At 58.4% G+C, this 21,492-nt stretch carries 22 protein-coding genes; 10 read left to right on the forward strand and 12 right to left on the reverse strand.

All coding sequences use genetic code 11. The features are described 5' to 3' along the window. Positions 1-139: 139 nt before the first annotated feature. The gene (tyrS, locus tag BM132_RS12255; RefSeq protein ID WP_076383442.1) at positions 140-1,339 is read right to left on the reverse strand and encodes a tyrosine--tRNA ligase; all 1,200 of its coding nucleotides are present in this window, start codon (positions 1,337-1,339) and stop codon (positions 140-142) included. A gap of 210 nt (positions 1,340-1,549) precedes the next feature. Between tyrS and BM132_RS12260 the strand changes: the two genes are divergently transcribed. Beyond that, positions 1,550-2,962, forward strand: coding sequence for a peptidoglycan DD-metalloendopeptidase family protein (locus tag BM132_RS12260; RefSeq protein ID WP_092455618.1), 1,413 nt, complete (start codon positions 1,550-1,552; stop codon positions 2,960-2,962). A gap of 3 nt (positions 2,963-2,965) precedes the next feature. Beyond that, positions 2,966-4,057 (forward strand): anhydro-N-acetylmuramic acid kinase, encoded by a 1,092-nt coding sequence (locus BM132_RS12265; RefSeq protein ID WP_092455620.1) that lies wholly within the window; start codon positions 2,966-2,968, stop codon positions 4,055-4,057. A gap of 69 nt (positions 4,058-4,126) precedes the next feature. Here BM132_RS12265 and erpA read toward each other — a convergent pair whose 3' ends face one another. Together erpA and argC are read right to left on the reverse strand one after the other, a co-directional pair. Beyond that, positions 4,127-4,477, reverse strand: coding sequence for an iron-sulfur cluster insertion protein ErpA (gene erpA / locus BM132_RS12270; RefSeq protein WP_003206114.1), 351 nt, complete (start codon positions 4,475-4,477; stop codon positions 4,127-4,129). A gap of 154 nt (positions 4,478-4,631) precedes the next feature. Then, complete coding sequence (gene argC / locus BM132_RS12275) at positions 4,632-5,666, reverse strand: N-acetyl-gamma-glutamyl-phosphate reductase (RefSeq protein WP_047228042.1); 1,035 nt, start codon at positions 5,664-5,666, stop codon at positions 4,632-4,634. Between the two features lie 134 nt (positions 5,667-5,800). Here argC and hemJ point away from each other — a divergent pair, with 134 nt between their 5' ends. The 6 genes from hemJ to coq7 all read left to right on the forward strand — a co-directional run bounded on the left by hemJ (position 5,801) and on the right by coq7 (position 10,242). Then, positions 5,801-6,232 (forward strand): protoporphyrinogen oxidase HemJ, encoded by a 432-nt coding sequence (gene hemJ, locus BM132_RS12280; protein ID WP_092455622.1) that lies wholly within the window; start codon positions 5,801-5,803, stop codon positions 6,230-6,232. A gap of 35 nt (positions 6,233-6,267) precedes the next feature. After that, positions 6,268-7,236 (forward strand): NAD(P)H-dependent flavin oxidoreductase, encoded by a 969-nt coding sequence (locus BM132_RS12285; RefSeq protein WP_092400986.1) that lies wholly within the window; start codon positions 6,268-6,270, stop codon positions 7,234-7,236. 52 nt (positions 7,237-7,288) lie between these two features. Then, positions 7,289-8,248, forward strand: a complete 960-nt coding sequence (locus tag BM132_RS12290; protein ID WP_092455624.1) for a DUF805 domain-containing protein — start codon at positions 7,289-7,291, stop codon at positions 8,246-8,248. 62 nt (positions 8,249-8,310) lie between these two features. Continuing rightward, positions 8,311-9,099, forward strand: a complete 789-nt coding sequence (locus BM132_RS12295) for an SDR family NAD(P)-dependent oxidoreductase (protein WP_092400980.1) — start codon at positions 8,311-8,313, stop codon at positions 9,097-9,099. Between the two features lie 82 nt (positions 9,100-9,181). Continuing rightward, entirely contained in the window at positions 9,182-9,520 is a 339-nt protein-coding gene (locus BM132_RS12300; protein ID WP_092455626.1) for a histidine triad nucleotide-binding protein, read from the forward strand. A gap of 74 nt (positions 9,521-9,594) precedes the next feature. Beyond that, positions 9,595-10,242, forward strand: coding sequence for a 2-polyprenyl-3-methyl-6-methoxy-1,4-benzoquinone monooxygenase (gene coq7, locus BM132_RS12305; protein ID WP_092400977.1), 648 nt, complete (start codon positions 9,595-9,597; stop codon positions 10,240-10,242). A gap of 126 nt (positions 10,243-10,368) precedes the next feature. Here coq7 and speD read toward each other — a convergent pair whose 3' ends face one another. Further along, positions 10,369-11,163 carry an adenosylmethionine decarboxylase gene (speD, locus tag BM132_RS12310; protein ID WP_047228048.1) on the reverse strand — a complete coding sequence of 265 codons (795 nt, stop codon included), beginning with the start codon at positions 11,161-11,163 and terminating at the stop codon, positions 10,369-10,371. 239 nt (positions 11,164-11,402) lie between these two features. Continuing rightward, positions 11,403-11,825, reverse strand: a complete 423-nt coding sequence (locus BM132_RS12315) for an OsmC family protein (protein WP_003206127.1) — start codon at positions 11,823-11,825, stop codon at positions 11,403-11,405. 234 nt (positions 11,826-12,059) lie between these two features. Here BM132_RS12315 and crp point away from each other — a divergent pair, with 234 nt between their 5' ends. Beyond that, entirely contained in the window at positions 12,060-12,704 is a 645-nt protein-coding gene (gene crp / locus BM132_RS12320) for a cAMP-activated global transcriptional regulator CRP (protein WP_047228049.1), read from the forward strand. On the opposite strand, the gene BM132_RS12325 is transcribed toward crp, so the two are convergent. Genes BM132_RS12325 through BM132_RS12340 form a run of 4 tightly spaced genes read right to left on the reverse strand, consistent with a single transcriptional unit; the run spans position 12,701 to position 15,889 of the window. After that, a complete protein-coding gene (locus tag BM132_RS12325) occupies positions 12,701-13,399 on the reverse strand; it encodes a lipoate--protein ligase family protein (protein ID WP_092455628.1) in 699 nt (232 codons plus the stop codon). The two genes, crp and BM132_RS12325, sit on opposite strands and share 4 nt — an antisense overlap. Positions 13,400-13,403: 4 nt before the next feature. Further along, positions 13,404-14,240, reverse strand: coding sequence for an indole-3-glycerol phosphate synthase TrpC (gene trpC / locus BM132_RS12330; protein WP_092400970.1), 837 nt, complete (start codon positions 14,238-14,240; stop codon positions 13,404-13,406). After that, positions 14,237-15,286 carry an anthranilate phosphoribosyltransferase gene (gene trpD, locus BM132_RS12335; protein WP_092400967.1) on the reverse strand — a complete coding sequence of 350 codons (1,050 nt, stop codon included), beginning with the start codon at positions 15,284-15,286 and terminating at the stop codon, positions 14,237-14,239. Before trpD ends, trpC begins: the two co-directional genes overlap by 4 nt. A gap of 9 nt (positions 15,287-15,295) precedes the next feature. Continuing rightward, positions 15,296-15,889, reverse strand: a complete 594-nt coding sequence (locus BM132_RS12340; protein WP_092400964.1) for an aminodeoxychorismate/anthranilate synthase component II — start codon at positions 15,887-15,889, stop codon at positions 15,296-15,298. Between the two features lie 409 nt (positions 15,890-16,298). Between BM132_RS12340 and estP the strand changes: the two genes are divergently transcribed. Further along, entirely contained in the window at positions 16,299-18,206 is a 1,908-nt protein-coding gene (gene estP, locus BM132_RS12345; protein WP_092456026.1) for an esterase EstP, read from the forward strand. A gap of 195 nt (positions 18,207-18,401) precedes the next feature. Here estP and trpE read toward each other — a convergent pair whose 3' ends face one another. The 3 genes from trpE to rpe form a co-directional block, all read right to left on the reverse strand. Further along, the gene (gene trpE / locus BM132_RS12350) at positions 18,402-19,883 is read right to left on the reverse strand and encodes an anthranilate synthase component I (RefSeq protein WP_092400961.1); all 1,482 of its coding nucleotides are present in this window, start codon (positions 19,881-19,883) and stop codon (positions 18,402-18,404) included. A 70-nt stretch (positions 19,884-19,953) separates the two neighbouring features. Next, complete coding sequence (locus BM132_RS12355; protein WP_092455630.1) at positions 19,954-20,772, reverse strand: phosphoglycolate phosphatase; 819 nt, start codon at positions 20,770-20,772, stop codon at positions 19,954-19,956. Further along, complete coding sequence (gene rpe, locus BM132_RS12360; RefSeq protein ID WP_092400955.1) at positions 20,769-21,443, reverse strand: ribulose-phosphate 3-epimerase; 675 nt, start codon at positions 21,441-21,443, stop codon at positions 20,769-20,771. The genes BM132_RS12355 and rpe overlap by 4 nt, the downstream gene beginning before the upstream one ends. Between the last annotated feature and the right edge of the window lie 49 nt (positions 21,444-21,492).

The following is a 21,492-nucleotide window of genomic DNA, read 5'->3' on the forward strand; positions in this document are numbered from 1 at the left end:
AGCTTCGATGACCTGAAGCCCTGCACCTTCGAAACCTACTTAACTCATTGAAACTCAAGGAGTTTTCCGTTTCGACTGCGCCGGAAGTGGGGCGAATTATAGACTTCCAGAATTTGCCGTCAAGTATTAATTTCAGCTTTTATTCCGGCTTCAGCACGATACGCGCAAAAGCCTTCTTGCCAGCCTGACAGACATGGGTAGCACCCAGCTTATATATGTAGGCGCGATCCACCACCTCACCATCAATGCGCACGCCACCCGAACCAAGAAGATCTCGCGCAGCCGCAGCATTCTTGACCAGGCCTGCCTTATTAAGGACGGCCGCAATCGGCATATCCTCGGCCGCAGTCAATTCGATCTCAGGCAGATCATCCGGCAATTCGCCATCTTTCATGCGGTTGCCCGCCGCACGATGAGCATTGGCCGCAGCCTCCTCACCATGGAAACGAGCGACAATCTCCTCAGCCAGCTTGATCTTGATGTCCCGCGGGTTTGCCCCAGCCTCAACATCCGCACGGAATGCGTTGATCTCATCCATGGAACGGAAGCTGAGCAATTCGAAGTAACGCCACATAAGCACGTCAGGAATGGAAACCAGCTTGCCGTACATAACACCCGGCGCTTCCTGGATACCCACATAGTTACCCAACGACTTGGACATCTTCTTCACACCATCCAACCCCTCCAGCAAAGGCATGGTCAGAATGCACTGGGCTTCCTGACCATAACCACGCTGAAGCTCGCGCCCCATCAGCAGGTTGAACTTCTGATCTGTACCGCCGAGTTCGACGTCAGCACGCAATGCGACCGAGTCATAGCCCTGAACAAGCGGATAGAGGAATTCATGAATGGCTATCGGCTGACTGGTTTTATAGCGCTTGTCAAAATCATCGCGCTCGAGCATACGAGCCACGGTGTATTGGGAGGTCAGGCGAATGAAATCCGCCGGCCCCATCTGATCCATCCAGGTGGAGTTGAAAGCGACTTCGGTCTTGGCCGGATCAAGGATCTTGAAGACCTGAGTCTTGTAGGTCTCGGCATTATCAAGAACCTGCTCGCGAGTCAGCGGTGGGCGCGTCGCGCTCTTGCCACTCGGATCACCGATCATCCCAGTGAAGTCACCTATCAGGAAGATGACCTGATGCCCCAGGTCCTGGAACTGACGCAGCTTATTAATAAGCACGGTATGACCCAGATGCAGATCGGGTGCCGTCGGGTCGAAACCAGCCTTGATACGCAGCGGTTGCCCACGCTTGAGCTTTTCAATCAGCTCGGACTCGACCAACAACTCTTCTGCACCACGCTTGATCAGCGCTAGCTGCTCTTCAACCGACTTCATAACAGACCCGCAAGGCTCAGATTCAAAGGGACCCAACCATACAAGATCGCGCACCAAATACAAGGTTTGCCGGGCGCGCGGACACCAATCCATGGACAGAATGTCCGCGGGCTTGCTTCGCAGGTGATTTGGTTATATTTTATACAGTTATTTCATCTTCATCATGTCATTCATCTTTTCCAATTCATCTCTTCAAAAGTCAAATTACCTATGACCACAGAACCATCCAAAGCGCCGCCGCTTTACCCCAAGACCCACCTGCTCGCTGCAAGTGGTATTGCCGCCCTTCTTAGCCTGGCGCTGCTGGTATTTCCTTCCAGCGATGTTGAAGCCAAAAAGACGACGCTGAGTCTCGAACTGGAAAGTCCTGCTGAACAACTGACACAAGATCAAGACGCTGCCGAAGCCGTCCAAGCCACAAACGAGGCCGCAGCCTCCCCCTTCGCGCAGATCGAAAACAACGCTGAAGACACTCCCGAGTCCGCTCAAGCGGAGCCTGCGGTAGAAGAGAAGAAAGACCCGGGCCACCATGAGGTCATAGTTGCCAAAGGCGACACGCTCTCCACTCTCTTCGAAAAGGTTGGCCTGCCGTCAACCCTGGTCCACGAAGTTTTGGCCAGCGACAAGAAAGCCAAGCAGTTCGCTCGGCTACAGAGGGGGCAGAAACTCGAGTTCGAACTCAGTCCTGACGGCCAACTGACCAGCTTGCACACCAAGCTGAGCGACCTGGAAAGCATCACCCTGAGCAAAAACGACAAGGGTTATGCGTTCAACCGCGTCATCACTAAACCAACCGTGCACTCAGCCTACGCCCATGGCGTCATCAACAGTTCATTGTCGCAATCGGCTGCACGCGCCGGCCTTTCCCATAGCCTGACAATGGACATGGCCAGTGTGTTTGGCTACGACATCGACTTCGCTCAGGACATTCGCCAGGGCGACGAGTTCGACGTTATTTACGAACAGAAAATGGTCAACGGAAAAAGCGTCGGCAACGGCCCTATTCTTTCTGCACGCTTTACCAATCGCGGCAAGACCTACACTGCGGTGCGCTACACCAACAAACAGGGCAACAGCAGCTATTACACTGCCGACGGCAACAGCATGCGCAAGGCATTCATCCGCACCCCGGTTGATTTCGCCCGTATCAGTTCAAGATTCTCCGTAGGCCGCAAACATCCAATCCTGAACAAGATCCGCGCCCACAAAGGCGTCGACTACGCAGCTCCCCGCGGCACGCCAATCAAGGCCGCCGGAGACGGCAAAGTGCTGCTGGCCGGACGTCGGGGTGGTTATGGCAACACCGTGATCATCCAGCACGGCAACACTTACCGTACGCTGTATGGTCATATGCAGGGCTTCGCCAAAGGCGTGAAGACCGGCGGCAGCGTCAAGCAAGGCCAAGTGATTGGCTACATTGGCACTACCGGCCTGTCCACCGGGCCGCATTTGCATTATGAATTCCAGGTCAACGGCGTTCACGTTGATCCGCTGGGCCAGAAGCTCCCCATGGCCGATCCGATCGCCAAGTCCGAGCGTTCCCGCTTCCTGGCTCAGAGCCAACCCTTGATGGCTCGCATGGATCAGGAAAAAGCCACCATGCTCGCCTCGAGCAAACGCTAAGCCATGGCACGCTATATCGGCGTGATGTCTGGCACCAGCCTGGATGGACTGGATATCGCGCTGATCGAACTGAATCCGGCGATCAAGTTGGTCGCCACGCACTACATCCCCATGCCCGCCTCCCTGCGCACCGAAATGCTCGAGTTGTGCAGCAGCGGGCCCGATGAGATCGCTCGCTCAGCCATTGCCCAACAAAACTGGGTAAGGCTGGCTGCGCAGGGCGTCCACACGTTGCTCGACGAACAGAAGCTCAAACCTGAAGCTATCCGGGCAATCGGTAGCCATGGCCAGACCATACGGCACGAACCGGCCCGCGGCTTTACCGTGCAGATCGGCAACCCCGCACTATTGAGCGAATTGACCGGCATTGCCGTCGTCAGCGATTTTCGCAGTCGCGATGTTGCTGCTGGCGGACAAGGCGCCCCGCTGGTTCCTGCGTTTCACGAAGCACTGTTTGAAGAACGGGTCGGCAATCGCGCCGTACTGAATATCGGCGGCTTCAGCAATCTCAGCCTGATAGAATCCGAAAAGCCCGTAGCCGGTTTCGATTGCGGTCCTGGCAACGTATTGCTGGACGCCTGGATACATCAGCAACGGGGCGAGCACTTTGATCGCGATGGTCTGTGGGCTGCGAGCGGAAAAGTCGAACCGGCTCTGCTAAAGGCTCTGCTTGGCGACCCTTTCTTTGTCACTCAAGGCCCTAAAAGCACAGGACGCGAAGTGTTCAACCTGTCCTGGCTGACCCAGCACCTGTCGCACTTACCGGTCTTCGCCCCTGAAGACGTGCAGGCAACACTACTCGAACTGACTGCCCTGACCATCGTCCAATCGCTGCAAAATGCCCAGACCAACACTCAAGAGCTGCTGGTTTGCGGCGGCGGCGCGCACAACCGCACACTCATGAAGCGGCTGGCCGATTTACTGCCAAACACCCAAGTTAGCAGCACGGCCACTTACGGTGTAGACCCGGATTGGGTCGAAGCCATGGCCTTTGCCTGGTTGGCCCATTGCTGCCTTGAAGGCATTGCAGCGAATCGCCCAAGTGTCACCGGTGCACGGGGTTTGCGCATACTCGGCGCCATCTATCCCGCCTGAATCCATTTTTTCGCCGCACAGCAAAACGCCGCAGAGCCGTAAGGCGCTGCGGCGTTCTTATTTAAAGCCTCAGATCGAAAACGAAGAACCGCATCCACAGGTTGTGGTGGCGTTAGGGTTCTTGATGACGAACCGCGATCCTTCCAGTCCTTCCTGATAATCCACCTCAGCACCCGCCAGGTACTGGAAGCTCATCGGATCGACCACAAGACTGACACCTTCTCGCTCGACGATGGTGTCGTCATCAGCCACTTCCTCATCGAAAGTGAAGCCGTATTGAAAACCCGAACAACCGCCACCCGTCACAAAAACGCGCAGCTTTAAACGATCATTCCCCTCCTCATCGACCAGGCTCTTCACCTTGTGCGCGGCACCGTGGGTGAATTGCAAAGCCGTGGGGGTGAAGGTTTCGACGCTCATGCTGAATATCTCCCGGCGCTTACGCCGCCATAATGCGTGATGACGCGCATTATCCGCTTCTCCTAGAAAATCGGTCAACTATTTGAAGGACAGCGGCAAGCTACAAGCTCTGAGCTGCAAGCGGGTCGTCCCAAGCTTGCCGCCGCAGATAGCCTTAGGGCAACATCCCGGCATGGGACAGACCCAGACGCTCATCCAGCCCGAACAGAATGTTCAAGTTCTGCACAGCCTGACCGGACGCGCCTTTGACCAGGTTATCGATGACCGACAACACCACTACCAGATCGCCATCCTGCGGGCGATGCACCGCGATCCGGCAAACGTTCGCGCCGCGCACGCTGCGAGTTTCAGGGTGGCTGCCGGCCGGCATCACGTCGACGAACGGTTCGTTGGCATAACGCTTCTCGAACAACGCTTGCAGGTCCACGGAACGGTCGACGACGGTTGCGTACAGCGTGGAGTGAATGCCGCGAATCATCGGCGTCAGGTGCGGCACGAAAGTCAGGCCGACATCCTTGCCTGCAGCGCGACGCAGCCCCTGGCGGATTTCTGGCAGATGCCGGTGACCTTTGACTGCATACGCCTTCATGCTTTCCGACGTCTCGGAGTACAACGAGCCGACACTGGCACCCCGGCCGGCACCGCTGACACCGGACTTGCAGTCGGCGATCAGACGCGACGCATCAGCAAGCCCCGCCTCGAGCAGCGGCAGAAAACCCAGTTGCGTTGCCGTTGGATAGCAGCCCGGGACAGCGATCAACCGTGCCTGCCTGATTTTCTCGCGATTGACTTCCGGCAGGCCGTAGACCGCCTCGTCCAGCAGATCCGGCGCACCGTGTGGCTGGCCGTACCATTTGGCCCACTCTTCAGCGTCCTGCAGACGGAAATCTGCCGACAGGTCGATGACCTTGGTCCCGGCGGCCAGCAGCTCGCCTGCCAGGGCATGGGCAACACCGTGAGGCGTGGCGAAGAACACCACATCACAGGCCCCGAGGGTCTTGATGTCCGGAACACTGAACGCCAGGCCGTCGTAATGGCCACGCAGGTTCGGATACATGTCAGCGACGGCCAGTCCAGCCTCGGATCGGGAGGTAATGACCACCACCTCAGCCTGCGGATGCTGTGCCAACAGACGCAGCAGTTCGACACCGGTGTAACCCGTGCCGCCGACGATACCGACCTTGACCATATACCTGCCCTCAACGAACCCACTGGAAAGCTGTCGATGATAGGGGCCGCGCGGCCCGGCGACAACCGCCAAGGTGACGTGTGGCCGCTCTAGCCTCTACTATCGGGCTACCGTGAATCTGGGAATACACCAAAATGCTCTATCTATGGCTCAAAGCACTTCATATCGTCAGCATGGTCTGCTGGTTCGCCGGCCTGTTCTACCTGCCTCGCCTGTTCGTCTATCACGCCCAAAGCGAAGACAGCGTCAGTAAAGAACGCTTCATCGTCATGGAGCGCAAGCTGTATCGCGGCATCATGGGGCCGGCAATGATCGCCACCCTGGTATTCGGCATCTGGCTGCTGAGTCTCAACGCCAGTGCCTACTTCACTCAAGGCGGCTGGATGCACGCCAAGCTGACCCTGGTGGTGTTGCTGATCGGCTATCACCATATGTGCGGCGCGCAATTGAAGCGCTTCGCCCGTGGCGAAAACACCCGCAGCCATGTCTTTTATCGCTGGTTCAATGAAGTGCCGGTTCTGATATTGCTGGCTATCGTAATTCTGGTCGTGGTTCGGCCGTTCTAACTTTCACTCAGCACCACTTATCCGGGGTACTTCCGATGTCGCTGCCCGCTCTGCTTGAACAACGTTTGCGCCTGCCCGTCGTGGCAGCGCCGATGTTTCTGATTTCCAATCCACAGTTGGTACTGGCCTGCTGCCGCAACGGAATCGTCGGCAGCTTTCCGGCACTCAATCAGCGCGAAAGCAGTGGTTTCAAAGCCTGGCTGGAAGAAATCGAAGCGGGCCTGGCAACCATGGAAAACCCGGCGCCCTATGCCGTGAACCTGATCGTCCATCACAGCAACCCGAGGCTTCAAGCCGACCTGGCCATCTGCATCGAGCATAAAGTTCCGATTGTCATCACCAGCCTGGGCGCCGTGAAAGAACTGGTGGATGCGGTTCACAGCTATGGTGGGCTGGTATTCCACGATGTCACTACGCGCCGTCATGCCGAGAAAGCCGCCCAAGCCGGTGTCGACGGCTTGATCGCGGTCGCCGCCGGCGCAGGTGGCCACGCCGGGACCTGGAGTCCTTTCTCTCTGGTCGCTGAAATTCGGCAGTTCTTCGATAAAACCCTGCTGCTTGCGGGATGCCTGAACCACGGCCATCAGATTCTGGCCGCCCAACTGCTTGGCGCGGATTTGGCCTACTTCGGCACACGCTTTATCGGCACGACCGAAAGCCATGCGCCTGACGCATATAAAGAGATGTTGCTCACATCCAGAGCCGCAGACATCGTGCATACTCCTGCGGTGTCCGGGGTGCCGGCCAGCTTCATGCGCCAGAGCCTGGAAAACGCCGGTTTCGACCTGGCCGCCCTGCAGGGCAAGGGTGAGGTGGATTTCGGTTCAAAACTCAAGCCGCTGAACGATGAAGCCAAGGCCTGGAAAACCGTATGGTCCGCAGGCCAGGGTGTGGGTGAAATCCATGATCTGCCAAGTGTCGATCAGCTAGTGGCACGCCTGGATGAAGAATACCGGCAGGCGCAGGCCCGCGCGACACAACTGGGCGGCCAATGGCCCCGCTGAAATCAACCGGATCAAAACCATTGCTTAACCTTATGAGACAAGGATGCCTGGCATGAGCGAAACCCGTTTCAATATCGTATTCGATGGAGCCCTGCTGCCGGGTGTCGATTCCACCACAGCCAAGCTTAACCTGGCTGAACTGTTCAAAAGCGATGTCAGTGCCATTGAGCGGTTGTTCAGCGGGCGCAAGGTAGCGCTTAAAAGCAACCTGTCCCAGGCCGAAGCGCAGAAGTACCTGGAGGCTCTCAACAAGAGCGGGATCGATGCTCGAATCGAAGCCGAGCCGTCCCTCGAACTGAACCTGGACGAGGTACAGCATTCGCCGCTGCCGTCGAACGGACGCCACCCGGACTCAATCATCGACCCGGTATCGCCCTACGCGCCACCCCGAGCCGAGGTGGGTGAAGCAATGGCCGAGTACAGCACGCTCAAGCCCTTCAGCTTCGATGGCCGCATCGGACGATTGCGCTTCCTGGGCTGGACCATGGTCTTGACTCTGGTCATGCTGTTTGTGGTGGGCACAGCCTTTTCATTGGGCTTGACTTGGTTCCTCGCCTCCAGCTCCACGGCGGCAATGATCGTCGGCGGCCTGCTGGGACTGATCATCGCACTGGGCTTTGCTTATGTAAGCATCCAGTTCAGCGTCCAGCGCCTGCACGACCTGGGTTGGTCCGGGTGGTTGTGGTTGCTCAACCTGGTACCGTTCGTGGGCAGTGTCTTCCCCTTCGTACTCATGGCCTTGCCCGGCAACACCGGCGCCAATCGCTATGGCCCGCCGCCGCCGCCCAACAGCACTGCGGTCAAGGTACTTTCGTCGCTGTGGATTGTCATGATCGTGGTGGCTTTCCTTGCCGCAATGGCCGGGGCATTCAGCGGCATCACAGAGGAATACGACAGCAGCTCCTTGAGCAGCTATGAGAGCAGCGAGCTCATTGATGAAGACACAGCAGAACCAGCCGTCGAAGCAGCCGAGCCTGCTGCGCCTTCTGTAGACTATGAAGAGGAACAATAAGCGCGCTTCGTGCCGGTGACAGCTCAGTCCACTGGCGACGGGCCGTTGCGATGGAGAACTGCATGACCCGTTACGCTCTGATCACTGGCGCCTCCAGTGGCATTGGCCTGGCAATGGCCGAAGCACTCGCCCGCCGCGGTCGCGACCTGATATTGGTGGCTCGACAGCGTGATCGGCTGGAAAGTATTGCAATCGAACTGACTCAGCGTTTTGGCGTGGAGGTGTTGTTCCGGGCTTGTGACCTGGGAGAACCGCTGAGGCTTTCAGGCTTTCTGCTTGAACTGGAAGAAGGCGAGCGACAGATCGACTTGCTGGTCAATTGTGCCGGTATCGGCACCAGCGGGCCGTTCCTGGGCCAGGACTGGATGACCGAACAGGATCTGATCGAAGTCAACATTCTCGCCCTGACGCGGCTCTGTCACTCGGTGGGCAACAGCATGGCGCTGCAGGGCGGTGGCCAGATCCTGAACGTTGCATCTATCGCCGCGTTCCAGCCTGGCCCCTGGATGAGCACCTATCACGCCAGCAAGGCTTACGTGCTGCATTTCTCCGAAGCCCTGCGGGTCGAGCTGAAAAAAAGTGCAATAAAGGTATCGGTGCTTTGCCCCGGCCCGACACGAACCAGCTTTTTCGCCCGGGCGCAGCTCAATGAACAGAAACTCAACGACAGCCAAACCCTGATGAGCCCGGAGGAAGTCGCGCTGTATGCCGTGCGCGCGCTGGAAAAAAACCGCGCGATCATCATTCCTGGACGCCGCAATCGCTGGCTGGCGGCATTGCCGCGACTGGGCCCGCGATGGCTGGTTCGCACGATTGCCGGCATGACCAACAAGGCCTGCTGCCCCCGTTGAATGCCTTTTCCCGTTAAAAACCGGGCTCGCCAATCGCGCCTTCAGTACACTCAAGCTCGACTAACCCAATGGAGAAACAGCTGTGGATACTCTGTTTACCAAGATCATCAACCGGGAGATTCCGGCCAAGATCATTTACGAAGATGATCAAGTTCTGGCGTTCCACGACATCGCCCCGCAAGCACCTGTGCATTTCCTGGTCATCCCAAAGAAACCGATTCGCACGCTCAATGACCTGACCGAAGAAGACAAAGGCTTGACCGGGCATATCCTGTTCACTGCCCAGCGCCTGGCGCTTGAACTGGGTTGCGAAGAAGGTTTTCGTGTGGTGATGAACTGCAATGAACTTGGGGGACAGACCGTCTATCACATTCATATGCATGTGCTTGGGCAGCGCCAGATGAACTGGCCGCCGGGTTGATACCCTGACCCAACGCAAATCCTGAGCGGCCGATTGAGTTAAACTGGCCGCCGTGATTTTTCCCGGAGGTAAGCATGACTACCCAACGTCACTACTCACCGATTGACCGTCTACTGCTGCAAGCTGATACCGCGATGCGTACGCTGCTGCCCTTCAGTGGTCAGCCCTACCGCCCATCGCCGGCTATCGTGCAGCCGGACGCGCAAATGAGTGATGAGCAAACCCGCCATGTCGCTGGGCTGATGCGCATCAACCACACCGGTGAAGTCTGCGCCCAGGCGCTGTATCAGGGCCAGGCGCTGACGGCGAAGCTGCCCCAGGTACGTGAGGCGATGGAGCATGCCGCCGAGGAAGAAATCGACCATCTGGTCTGGTGCGAACAACGCATTCACCAACTGGGCAGCCATACCAGCGTCCTGAACCCGTTGTTTTACGGGATGTCATTTGGAATCGGCGCAGTGGCCGGGCTGATCAGCGACAAAGTCAGCCTCGGCTTTGTGGCGGCCACTGAACATCAGGTGTGCAAACACCTGAATGAGCACCTGGAGCAATTGCCGGCCGAGGACGAAAAGTCCCGGGCGATTCTGAAGCAGATGCGCGAGGATGAAGAGCACCACGCCGAAAGTGCACTTGAGGCCGGCGGGTTTCGATTTCCAGCACCGGTGAAGTTTGGCATGAGCCTGTTGGCCAAGGTCATGACCAAGAGCACCTATCGAATCTGATCGTGCAAGGGTGGCGAGGGGCTATTCCCACACCACAGCGTTGCATGCCTGAGCGTGCATTCACGTTCTACAGACACTAAAAAAGGCGACTCCCATGGGGAGCCGCCTTTTCTGTAGCTGAAACCTTCAGCGTGGCATGTTGCGCGCGTAGAAAATTTCCAGCATCTCGTGTTTGACACGGTCTTCCACCTGATCCCGCTGTTCAGCAGAGAGGTTGCTGGTGGCGTCCCCGAACAGGTAGTTATCAAGCTCGAAGTTCTTGAGCAGCATTTTGGTGTGGAACAGGTTTTCCTGGTACACGTTCACGTCGGTCATCTGGTACGCGTCGCGAGTGTCTTCGGAGAGATAGTTCTGAATCGAGTTGATCTCGTGATCAATAAAGTGCTTATGGCCTTCAACGTCGCGAGTAAACCCACGCACGCGGTAGTCCACCGTCACGATGTCCGAGTCGAACTGATGAATCAGGAAATTGAGTGCCTTGAGCGGTGAAATGACGCCACAGGTCGACACGTCAATGTCCACACGGAACGTCGCAATACCATCCACCGGGTGTATTTCCGGGTAGGTATGTACCGTAATGTGGCTCTTGTCGAGGTGGGCCAGGATGATTTCCGGCAATGGGCCCGGGGACTCTTCGATCTGGCTGTCGGTCGGTGTCACCGGTTCTTCCGAGATCAGAATGGTCACGCTGGCGCCTTGGGGTTCATAGTCCTGACTGGCGATGTTCAGGATGTTGGCACCAATGATATCGACAACTTCCGTGAGGATCTGCGTGAGGCGCTTGGCGTTGTACTCTTTATTGATGTACTCGACGTAGGCCTGCTGGTCCTGCGGGGTTTCCGCATAGCAGATGTCATAGATGTTGAAGCTCAAGGTCTTTGTCAGGTTATTGAACCCATGGAGCTTGAGTTTGCTTTTCACCGTTTGAAAACTCTCTATGTATTGCGGCCTGGCCGCGTGATCAAGCATGCCCGTCAGATGCGAACGACGCACCTGCGTAGGACGGTTAACACCTCTTCGCGATGGCGATTTTGGTTGTCTGTCCAGACAAGGGACCGGTCGGTGGACCGATCACTGCCCTGAAAAAAGTGGCGCATTATGCAGAGGTCGGCTTCTGATCGCCAGAGCTTGCACTGCTTTTATGATGGTTGGATGTCGATTCAACCCAATTCGATGATTTCATAATCGTGGGTGATTTCAACTCCGGCGGCGCCGAGCATGATGGAAGCCGAGCAATATTTCTCGGCTGACAGCTCAATGGCGCGCTTGACCTGGGCTTCCTTCAAGGCACGCCCCTTCACCACGAAATGCATGTGAATCTTGGTGAACACTTTCGGGTCTTCGGTGGCGCGTTCCGCTTCCAGGAAGGCTTCGCAACTTTCGACGGCCTGGCGCGATTTTTTAAGGATGCTGACCACGTCGAAGTTACTGCAGCCGCCCACGCCCAGCAGGAGCATTTCCATCGGCCTTACACCCAGGTTCCGACCTCCGGCTTCTGGCGGGCCATCCATGACGACCACATGACCGCTACCTGACTCACCGAGGAACATGGCTTCGCCAGCCCATTGGATGCGTGCCTTCATCGCCAAGACTCCACTGTCTGAAAAAAGGGTCGCCAGCTTAGCACAGCCCCCCGCCACGGCGGCTTCTGCCCTAGGACGCATGACAAATACACGTAGGTAAATTCTCAAATCAATTAGGGGCGCCTCTGTTAAGCTGGCGCCAATTAGCTGGCGTATGGCCAGCTATCGCGATTGCCATTCGCGCCCCACAAAAAATCCAAATCAATACATCGCGCAGTCTTTCGGGATACAACCATGGTTGCCATTACTCCCACACCCAAGATCAAGAATCTCGACAAACTCTTGATGCATTGTCAGCGTCGCCGCTACCCGGCCAAGCACAACATCATCTGCGCGGGCGATCGCTCCGACACCCTGTCTTTCATCATCAAAGGGTCGGTCACGATCCTGATCGAGGATGATGACGGTCGCGAAATGATCATCGCCTATCTCAACGCCGGGGATTTCTTCGGCGAACTTGGATTGTTTGAACAGGCAGGCAAAGAACAGGAACGTAGCGCCTGGGTACGGGCCAAGGTCGAATGTGAGGTCGCGGAGATCAGCTATAGCAAGTTCCGGGAACTGTCGGTGCAGGATCCCGACATTCTTTACGTCCTCAGCGGACAAATCGCACAGCGCCTGCGCAACACGACCCGCAAGGTGGGCGACCTCGCCTTCTTCGACGTGACCGGTCGCGTCGCCCGCTGCTTGCTGGAACTGTGCAAGCAACCCGATGCCATGACCCACCCGGACGGCATGCAGATCAAGGTGACCCGCCAGGAAATCGGCCGGATTGTTGGTTGCTCGCGGGAGATGGTCGGTCGTGTGCTCAAGGATCTGGAAGAGCGCAACCTGGTCAGCGTCAAAGGCAAGACCATGGTGGTGTTTGGGACGCGTTAGGCGAGCAGCCTGGTCAGCAGTTCCCGGTACAGTGCCTCAAGCCGCTGCAACGCGTGCGGCGCTGGGAATTTTTCATGCAAGGCAATATGACTCTCAGCGCGCACTCGCTGCGCCAGGCCACAGGCCTCATTGAAACGATTGACCGCGGCAACCATCGATTCGCGTTCGTTCTCCAGCAACAGGGCTCCATGCACCAGACCCACCGGGCGTTGACCACCCTTGCCCTGACGCCAGCGCTGAGCGGTGCCGACCATTTTCCGGCCGTCGAGATTGACGTTGAATCGACCGTCGCAGAACGCACCCTCGACTTCACCTAACGAAGCCACCCCACCCAGTTCATCCAACAACTGGCAGATCGGATCACACAACCGGCGATAACCGGTTTCGATGCGGCCATGGTCGCCTTCACTACGCGGCGGTGCGTAAACCAGGGCGATATTGACGGTGGCGGCAGACTGCGGCACCGGCTCACCGCCGGTTTCGCGCAGCAGCACTGGCCAGCCGTGGGCCGCCGAGATCTGGCAGGCGTGTTCGAACCCCGGTAAACGACTCAAACGACGAGGCATGACCAGCGCGCGATCGTTGGGCTGCCAGAACAACACGCCGAACTCAGCGTCGCCTGCACAGATGCGGGCCAGCAAATCCTGTTCGGCTTGCAGACCGGCTTCGACGGTCAGGGAAATCACGGGCGACATTGAATCAATCCAGTGTCGAACCGCTTATCGGAACGCCGCGTTCAGGGAAGAACAGACGTTGCAACTCGGTACCCGGATTTTCCGCGCGCATGAACGCTTCGCCCACCAGGAACGAATACACATCGCTGACTTCCATCAGCTCGACATCGGCCCGGTTCAGGATCCCGCTCTCGGTGATCACCAAGCGATCACGCGGGATACGCGGCAACAAATCCAGAGTCGTTTCCAGACTGACTTCAAAAGTATGCAGGTTGCGGTTGTTCACGCCGACCAGCGGAGTATCGAGGGTCTTCAAGGCCCGCTCCAACTCCTCGCCATCGTGGACCTCCACCAGGACATCCAGGCCCACGCCTTTGGCGACCGCCGCCAGCTCGGCCATTTTCACATCGTCCAGGGCGGAAACGATCAACAACACGCAGTCTGCGCCCAGCGCACGGGCTTCAACGATCTGGTAAGGATCGATCATGAAATCCTTGCGAATCACCGGTAGCTTGCACGCCGCCCGCGCCTGCTTGAGGTATTCATCGGCGCCCTGGAAAAAATCGATATCGGTCAGCACCGAGAGGCAAGTCGCACCGCCCTTCTCATAGCTCTTGGCGATGTCAGCGGGGACAAAGTGTTCACGAATCACGCCTTTGCTGGGGGACGCCTTTTTAATTTCGGCAATCACCGCTGGCTGCTTTTGCTTGGCCTGATCGATCAGCGCCTTGGCAAAGCCACGCGGCGCATCCGCTGCCCGCGCCAAGGTTTCCAGCTCTGCCAGACTGACCCGAGCACTGCGTTCGGCCACCTCTTGAGCCTTGCGAGCCAGAATGTTTTCCAGAACCGTTGGCACACTCATCCTTCGTTCTCCACTTTGAATACGGCGGTAAATGCACCCAACTCTTCGAGTTTTTCCCTGGCAAGGCCGGTGTGCAACGCATCATGGGCCAGCTCCACCCCCTGCTTGAGGCTGCTGGCGTGATCCGCCGCATACAACGCGGCGCCCGCATTGAGTACGATCATCTCGGCGGCCTTCTGGCCATTTTCGGTCTTGCGGCGCCCCAAGGCATCGCGAATCAGTTCCAGCGACTGGGCCGGCCCATCCACCGCCAGCCCATGCAGGCTCTGGCTCTTCATGCCCAGGTCTTCAGGTTCGACCCAATACTCGCTGATCTGATCATTTTTTAATTCAGCCACGTACGTCGGTGCTGCCAGGCTGAATTCGTCCAGGCCATCCTTCGAATGGACCACCAGCACATGCTTGCTACCCAGACGTTGCAAGACCTCGGCCAGGGGCCGGCACAATGCCTGGCTGAACACACCTACCACTTGATGCTTCACGCCGGCCGGATTCGTAAGCGGGCCAAGCATGTTGAACATCGTCCGCAGGCCCAGATCACGACGCGGCGCGGCGGCATACTTCATGGCGCGGTGGTGGGTCTGGGCGAACATGAAACCGATACCCACGTTATCGATGCAACGCGCCACCTGTACAGGCGTCAGGTTCAGGTAGATCCCGGCCGCCTCCAGCAGGTCGGCGCTGCCGCTCTTGCCGGAGACCGCACGATTGCCATGCTTGGCGACGGTGCAACCGGCCGCGGCGACGACAAAGGCCGAGGCAGTGGAAACGTTGAAGATATTGGCGCCGTCCCCGCCGGTGCCTACCACATCCACCACGCCATCCAGGGTCTTGAGTTCGACCTGGTCCGCCAGCTCGCGCATGACCGAAACGGCACCGACGATCTCATCGATGCTCTCGCTCTTCATGCGCATGGCCATCATGAACGCGCCGATCTGCGCATCCGAGCATTGGCCGGTCATGATTTCGCGCATCACATCACGCATCTCGTCGGTGCTCAGGTCGAGATGGCCGACGATACGGCTCAGGGCTGTCTTGATATCCATGAAAAGTCCTTAGCGCGTGCCGCCGGTTTGTTTGAGGAAGTTGGCGAACAGCTCGTGACCCTGTTCGGTGAGAATAGACTCGGGGTGAAATTGCACGCCCTCGATATTCAACGTTTTGTGACGAAGCCCCATGATTTCATCCACAGAGCCGTCCTCGAGCTGAGTCCAGGCGGTCAGCTCCAGACAATCTGGCAGGGTTTGGCGCTTGACGATCAGGGAGTGGTAGCGGGTAACAGTCAGCGGAAGATTCAGACCTTCGAACACGCCCTTGTTCTCGTGAAATACCGGGCTAGTCTTACCGTGCATGACTTGCCGGGCGCGCACCACCTCGCCGCCAAAGGCCTGGCCGATCGACTGGTGCCCCAGGCAGACACCCAGGATCGGCAGCTTGCCGGCGAAATACTTGATGGCTTCGATGGAAATGCCCGCTTCGGTCGGCGTGCAAGGGCCGGGAGAGACCACGATGCGCTCGGGCTTGAGGGCTTCGATTTCGGCGATGGTCAGTTCGTCGTTGCGCACGACCTTGACCTCGGAGCCCAGCTCGCCAAGGTATTGCACAACGTTGTAGGTAAAAGAGTCGTAGTTATCGATCATCAGCAACATGGCGTAGCAACCTATTGAATTCACTGACTTGAAATACAGCCTTCGGAGAGTGACCCGCGCGATGCTGCGCTTGGCGAGGCGTGTGATGGGCCAGCGAAGCGACGTTCAAGCGGGTAAAGAAGGCAAATCGGTACAGGTCCGGCCAGGCCGGCAGAGAACGTTCAGGCGCGCCAACGCCAACGGGCGTGTGCCTTGATCAGTTGATCCGGAAATTTGCTGATAATCGACACGGGGAAAGTCTCGTTCATACGTTCCGGCACAGTAGCTTAGCTGGGCGGAGCACGCAATATGACGATCCCCGAAGGGCTTGGAAACAATCGCGATGTACCTGATGGATGGCAAAACGCCGGAAGTTTTTGGTACTGTCGTTTCGTTTTCTAACAACAATAAGATAAAAACGGACTTTCTCATGCTAAGAAAAACGTTGTTCATACCAATGGCCGGCTGTCTGCTGGCGATGGCCTGCGCCCAGGCGAGCGCCGCGCCCAATCCCTACTCCAGCTTCATCGTGTTTGGCGACAGCCTCAACGATGCCGGCCAGTTTGCCGACCCAGACGGTCCGTCAGGGGCCACGCAACGCTTTACCAACCGCACAGGCCCGTTCTATCTCGACGGAAGCGGCGAATCCTATTCCCTCAACTCCACCCAACTGCTGGGCGGACGGTTGGGCTTTTCCGCCGATGAAACCGCGGCATCCACCTCGGCGGTTCGTGCCAGCGAAGGCCAGGCCGACGGCAACAACTGGGCCGTGGGCGGGTATCGTACCGACCAGATCCTCGAGTCGATTACCGGCGTTTCCGACACGGGTGAGCGCAGCCGTGACGGATACCTGCTGTCCAACGGCCTGCGTGCCGACCCGAACGCGCTGTACTACCTTTCCGGGGGCGGTAACGACTTCCTCCAGGGCTTGGTACTGACCCCCGCCCAGGCGAGCGCCGCCGCGGACCGCCTGGCCGACAGTGTCCAGGTACTGCAAACCGCCGGTGCCCGTTATGTGATGGTCTGGCTGCTGCCCGACCTGGGCCTCACCCCTGCGCTCAATGGCACGCCTTTGCAAGACGCCGTTTCGCAGCTCAGCAACCAGTTCAACCAGCAACTGGTCACGCGGCTGCAAGGCATTGATGCCGAAATCATTCCACTGAACGTTCCGCTATTGCTGCAGGAAAGTTTCGCCGATCCAGCACGATTCGGCCTCGCCACCGGCGAGAACCTCACCGCCACCTGCTTCAGCGGCAATGGCTGTACGGAAAACCCCACCTATGGCATCAACAGCGCGACGCCAGACCCCACCAAGCTGATCTATAACGACTCGGTCCATCCCACCGAGTCTGGCCAGCAACTGATCGCCGATTACGCCTTTTCCCTACTTGCGGCGCCATGGGAGCTGACATTGCTGCCGGAAATGGCTCACTCGACCCTGCGCGCCCATCAGGATGAGTTGCGCAGCCAGTGGCAATCGGATTGGGAGAACTGGCAAGCCGTCGGACAATGGCGGGCGATCGTCGCAGGCGGCGGCCAGCATCTGGACATGGACAACCAAAGCAGTGGCGCCAGCGCCGACGGCAGCGGCTACAGCTTGAATGTCGGGGGCAGCTATCGTCTCAACGAGGCTTGGCGCGTGGGTGTAGCCGCCGGTTTCTACCGCCAGGACATGGAGGCAGGCAGCAACGATTCGGACTACAAGCTCAACAGCTACCTGGCTACCGCTTTCGCCCAGTTCCAGCAAAACCGCTGGTGGGCCGATGCGGCGTTGACCGGCGGCAAGCTCGACTACGACAACCTGGAGAGAAAATTCGACCTGGGCGTCAACGAGGCGCAGGAAAAGGGCGACACCGACGGTCATCTGTGGGCATTCAGCACGCGGTTGGGCTACGACATCGCCCAACCGGGCAGTCAGTGGCACCTGTCACCGTTTATCAGCGCCGATTATGCGAAGGTGGAAGTCGACGGCTATTCAGAAAAGAGCAGCCGCTCCACCGCCCTGACCTTCAATGATCAGACCCGCGACTCGAAACGCCTGGGCATTGGCTTGCAAGGCAAATACAACTTCACCCGTCAGACCCAGGTGTATGGCGAATATGCCCACGAACGCGAGTACGAAGACGACACCCAAAAAGTGAACATCGCCCTCAACAGTCTGCCGGCCAACGATTTCACGCTTGAAGGCTATACGCCGCAGAGTCATTTGAATCGCCTGAGCCTGGGGGTCAGCCACAAGTTGACCAACGATCTGGCCCTGCGGGGCGGTTATACGCTGCGCAAGGACGATGACTTTACTCAGCAGGGGGTGAGTGTCGGGGTCAGTCTGGATTTCTAAAGAAGGCGGCTTGCTTCTGTAGGAGCTGCCGGAGGCTGCGATCTTTTGATCTTTTGATCTTTTGATCTTTTGATCTTTCGATCTTTCGCTTGAGACTCAAGTGTCTGGGGAAAGATCGCAGCCTCGTTGCACTCGACAGCTCCTACACAGCTCCTACTCAGCTCCTACTCAGTTCCTACACAGCTCCGGAGCGGTTCAGTCGCTTGGGGTCTGCTCGGCCAGCGCTACGGCACGGAACATTGCCCGGCGCTTGTTCAGGGTTTCTTCCCACTCCAGCACCGGCACCGAGTCGGCCACGATCCCGCCGCCGGCCTGCACGTGCAGCTCTCCGTCCTTGATGACGGCGGTGCGGATGGCAATGGCAGTGTCCATGTTGCCGTTCCAGGCAAAATAGCCCACGGCCCCGCCATACACCCCACGCTTGACCGGTTCCAGTTCGTCGATGATTTCCATGGCGCGGATTTTCGGTGCGCCAGACAATGTTCCTGCCGGCAGGATGGCCCGCAGGGCATCCATCGCCGTCAGCCCGGCCTTCAACTGGCCCGTGACGTTGGAGACAATGTGCATCACGTTGGAATAACGCTCGATGACCATCTTTTCGGTGAGCTTCACCGAACCGACTTCCGAGACGCGCCCGGTGTCATTGCGGCCCAGGTCGATCAGCATCAGGTGCTCAGCGATTTCCTTGTCATCCGACAGCAGGTCCTCTTCCAGCGCCCGGTCGGCTTCCTCCGTGGCGCCACGGGGACGAGTGCCAGCGATAGGTCGCACAGTGATCAGGTTGTCTTCGACCCGCACCAGCACTTCGGGTGAACTGCCCACAACGTGGAAGTCACCGAAGTTGAAGAAGTACATGTAAGGCGTCGGATTGAAACAGCGCAGCGCCCGGTACAGATCGATGGGCGCAGCCTTGAAGTCAATGGACATGCGTTGCGACGGCACCACTTGCATGCAGTCGCCGGCCAGGATGTATTCCTTGATGGTATCGACGGCCCTTTCGTAATCGTCCTGCGTGAAGCTGGAACGGAACACCGGGTCGGCCGCCGACTGTTTGCTGAAATCCAGGCCAGGACGCGGCGTGATCGGCTGCCGGAGTTTTTCCAGCAACGCCTGAAGACTTTTCTGACCTTGCTCGTAGGCGTCTTCCCGGGACGGATCGGCCAGGACAATGGCGTGCATCTTGCCAGCGAGGTTATCGAAGACGACCACTGCGTCAGAGACCATCAGCAGAATGTCCGGCACGCCCAGCGGGTCCGGGTTCGGGCAGGTGCCCAGACGCTTTTCCACGTAGCGTACGCAGTCATAGCCGAAGTAGCCCACCAGACCACCGTTGAATCGCGGCAGCCCGGGGATGGTGGGCACGTTGTAGCGGGCCTTGAAGGTTTCAACGAAGGCCAGCGGGTCTTCGACCTCCAGGCTTTCGATCTCGACGCCGTCATGGGTCACGCTGACACGATGGTCATGGACCCGCAGCACCGTGCGGCACGGCAGGCCGATGATGGAATAACGCCCCCACTTCTCACCGCCCTGCACCGATTCGAGCAGGTAGGAGTTGGGCTCATCGGCCAGCTTGAGGTAGATCGACAGCGGTGTGTCGAAGTCGGCCAGGGTTTCGCAGGCAAGCGGGATACGATTGTAGCCGGCAGCGGCTAGACGCAGGAATTCTTCGCGGATCATGGTGTGCCTCGTGGCAGGAGGAGCTGACAGTCAGGTATGCAAACGCGCCGGATAACCGGCCAGGATCAGGTCAGGCGCGCCAACGCCAGCGGGCCAGGGCCTTCATGACTTTCATCCAGAGTTTGCGAGTGACCACCACGATGGCGTTTCCAGAAGAGGATTGAACAGCGTCGGGCAACGTTATCTCAGCGGCCGGGTCCAGGCAACCGGGAATTAACAGACGCAAATCGTCGATCACCAGCGTGGGAAACTCTTCGGCGATCGGCCGGCCATGGTTGTAGCCGTAGCTCAGCGCCACACATTTGACCCCGGCCGCTTTCGCCGCCAACACATCGCTGCGCGAGTCACCGACGAACAGCGATTGAGAGGCCGGGATGTTGGCCATTTTCATCACGAAAAACAGCGCGGCCGGGTCAGGTTTTTTCTGTGGCAGGGTATCGCCACCGATGATCCAGCGAAAATAACGACCGATTTTCATCTGATCCAGCAGGGGCGCGACAAAGCGCTCCGGCTTGTTGGTGATCAAGGCCATCTCCACACCTTGCTTGTGCAGCCACTTGAGGGTGGAACGCACACCGGGGTAGACGACCGTCAGTTCGTGATTGCCTTCATAGGCTTCGTTGAACAACTCCAGCGCCCGCTCGGCCTCGGCGTCATCGACGCCCTGGGCATCGATGTGGTTGGCCAAGGCCCGCCGCACCAGCATGGGCGCGCCGTTGCCGACCCATTGGCGCACGGCGTCAATTCCGGCGACCGGACGACCGAGCTTGAGCAGCATGTTGTCCACGGCCGCCGCCAGGTCCGGCACCGAGTCGACCAGAGTGCCGTCGAGGTCGAACATCACCAGACGCGGCAAACTGCCGGGAAACAGCTGCTCGAACCCGCTCATGGACGGGCCAGGGCCAGTTCGGCGCGCATCTTTTCAATGACCTCTTTGTAGTCCGGCGCATTGAAAATGGCCGAGCCTGCGACAAAGGTGTCGGCACCGGCCTCGGCGATTTCGCGGATGTTGTTGACGTTCACGCCACCGTCGATCTCCAGGCGGATATCACGGCCCGATGCCTTGATCAGTGCGCGGGCTTCACGCAGCTTGTCGAGCGTGCCAGGAATGAACTTCTGCCCGCCGAAGCCGGGGTTGACGCTCATCAGCAGGATCATGTCGACCTTGTCCATCACGTACTTGAGCACGTCCAGGGGCGTCGCCGGGTTGAACACCAGGCCGGCCTTGCATCCGCCTTCGCGGATCAACTGCAGGGAGCGGTCGATGTGCTGGGTGGCTTCGGGGTGAAAGGTGATGTAGGTGGCACCGGCCTCGATGAAGTCGCCGACGATGCGATCCACCGGGCTGACCATCAGGTGCGCGTCGATCGGCGCCGTGACGCCGTACTTGCGCAGCGCCGCGCAGACCATCGGGCCGATGGTCAGGTTGGGGACGTAATGGTTGTCCATGACATCGAAGTGCACGATGTCGGCGCCGGCGGCCAGAACGTTGTCCACTTCCTCGCCCAGGCGGGCAAAGTCGGCGGAGAGAATCGACGGAGCAATAGCGAAGGGCTGCATGACGCACCTGTTTTGAGCGAAATCACGATGGCGCGCATTGTATACCTCA

It is taken from the genome of Pseudomonas sp. NFACC45, assembly GCF_900113505.1.
In the GTDB taxonomy this organism is placed as follows: Bacteria; Pseudomonadota; Gammaproteobacteria; order Pseudomonadales; family Pseudomonadaceae; genus Aquipseudomonas; species Aquipseudomonas tehranensis.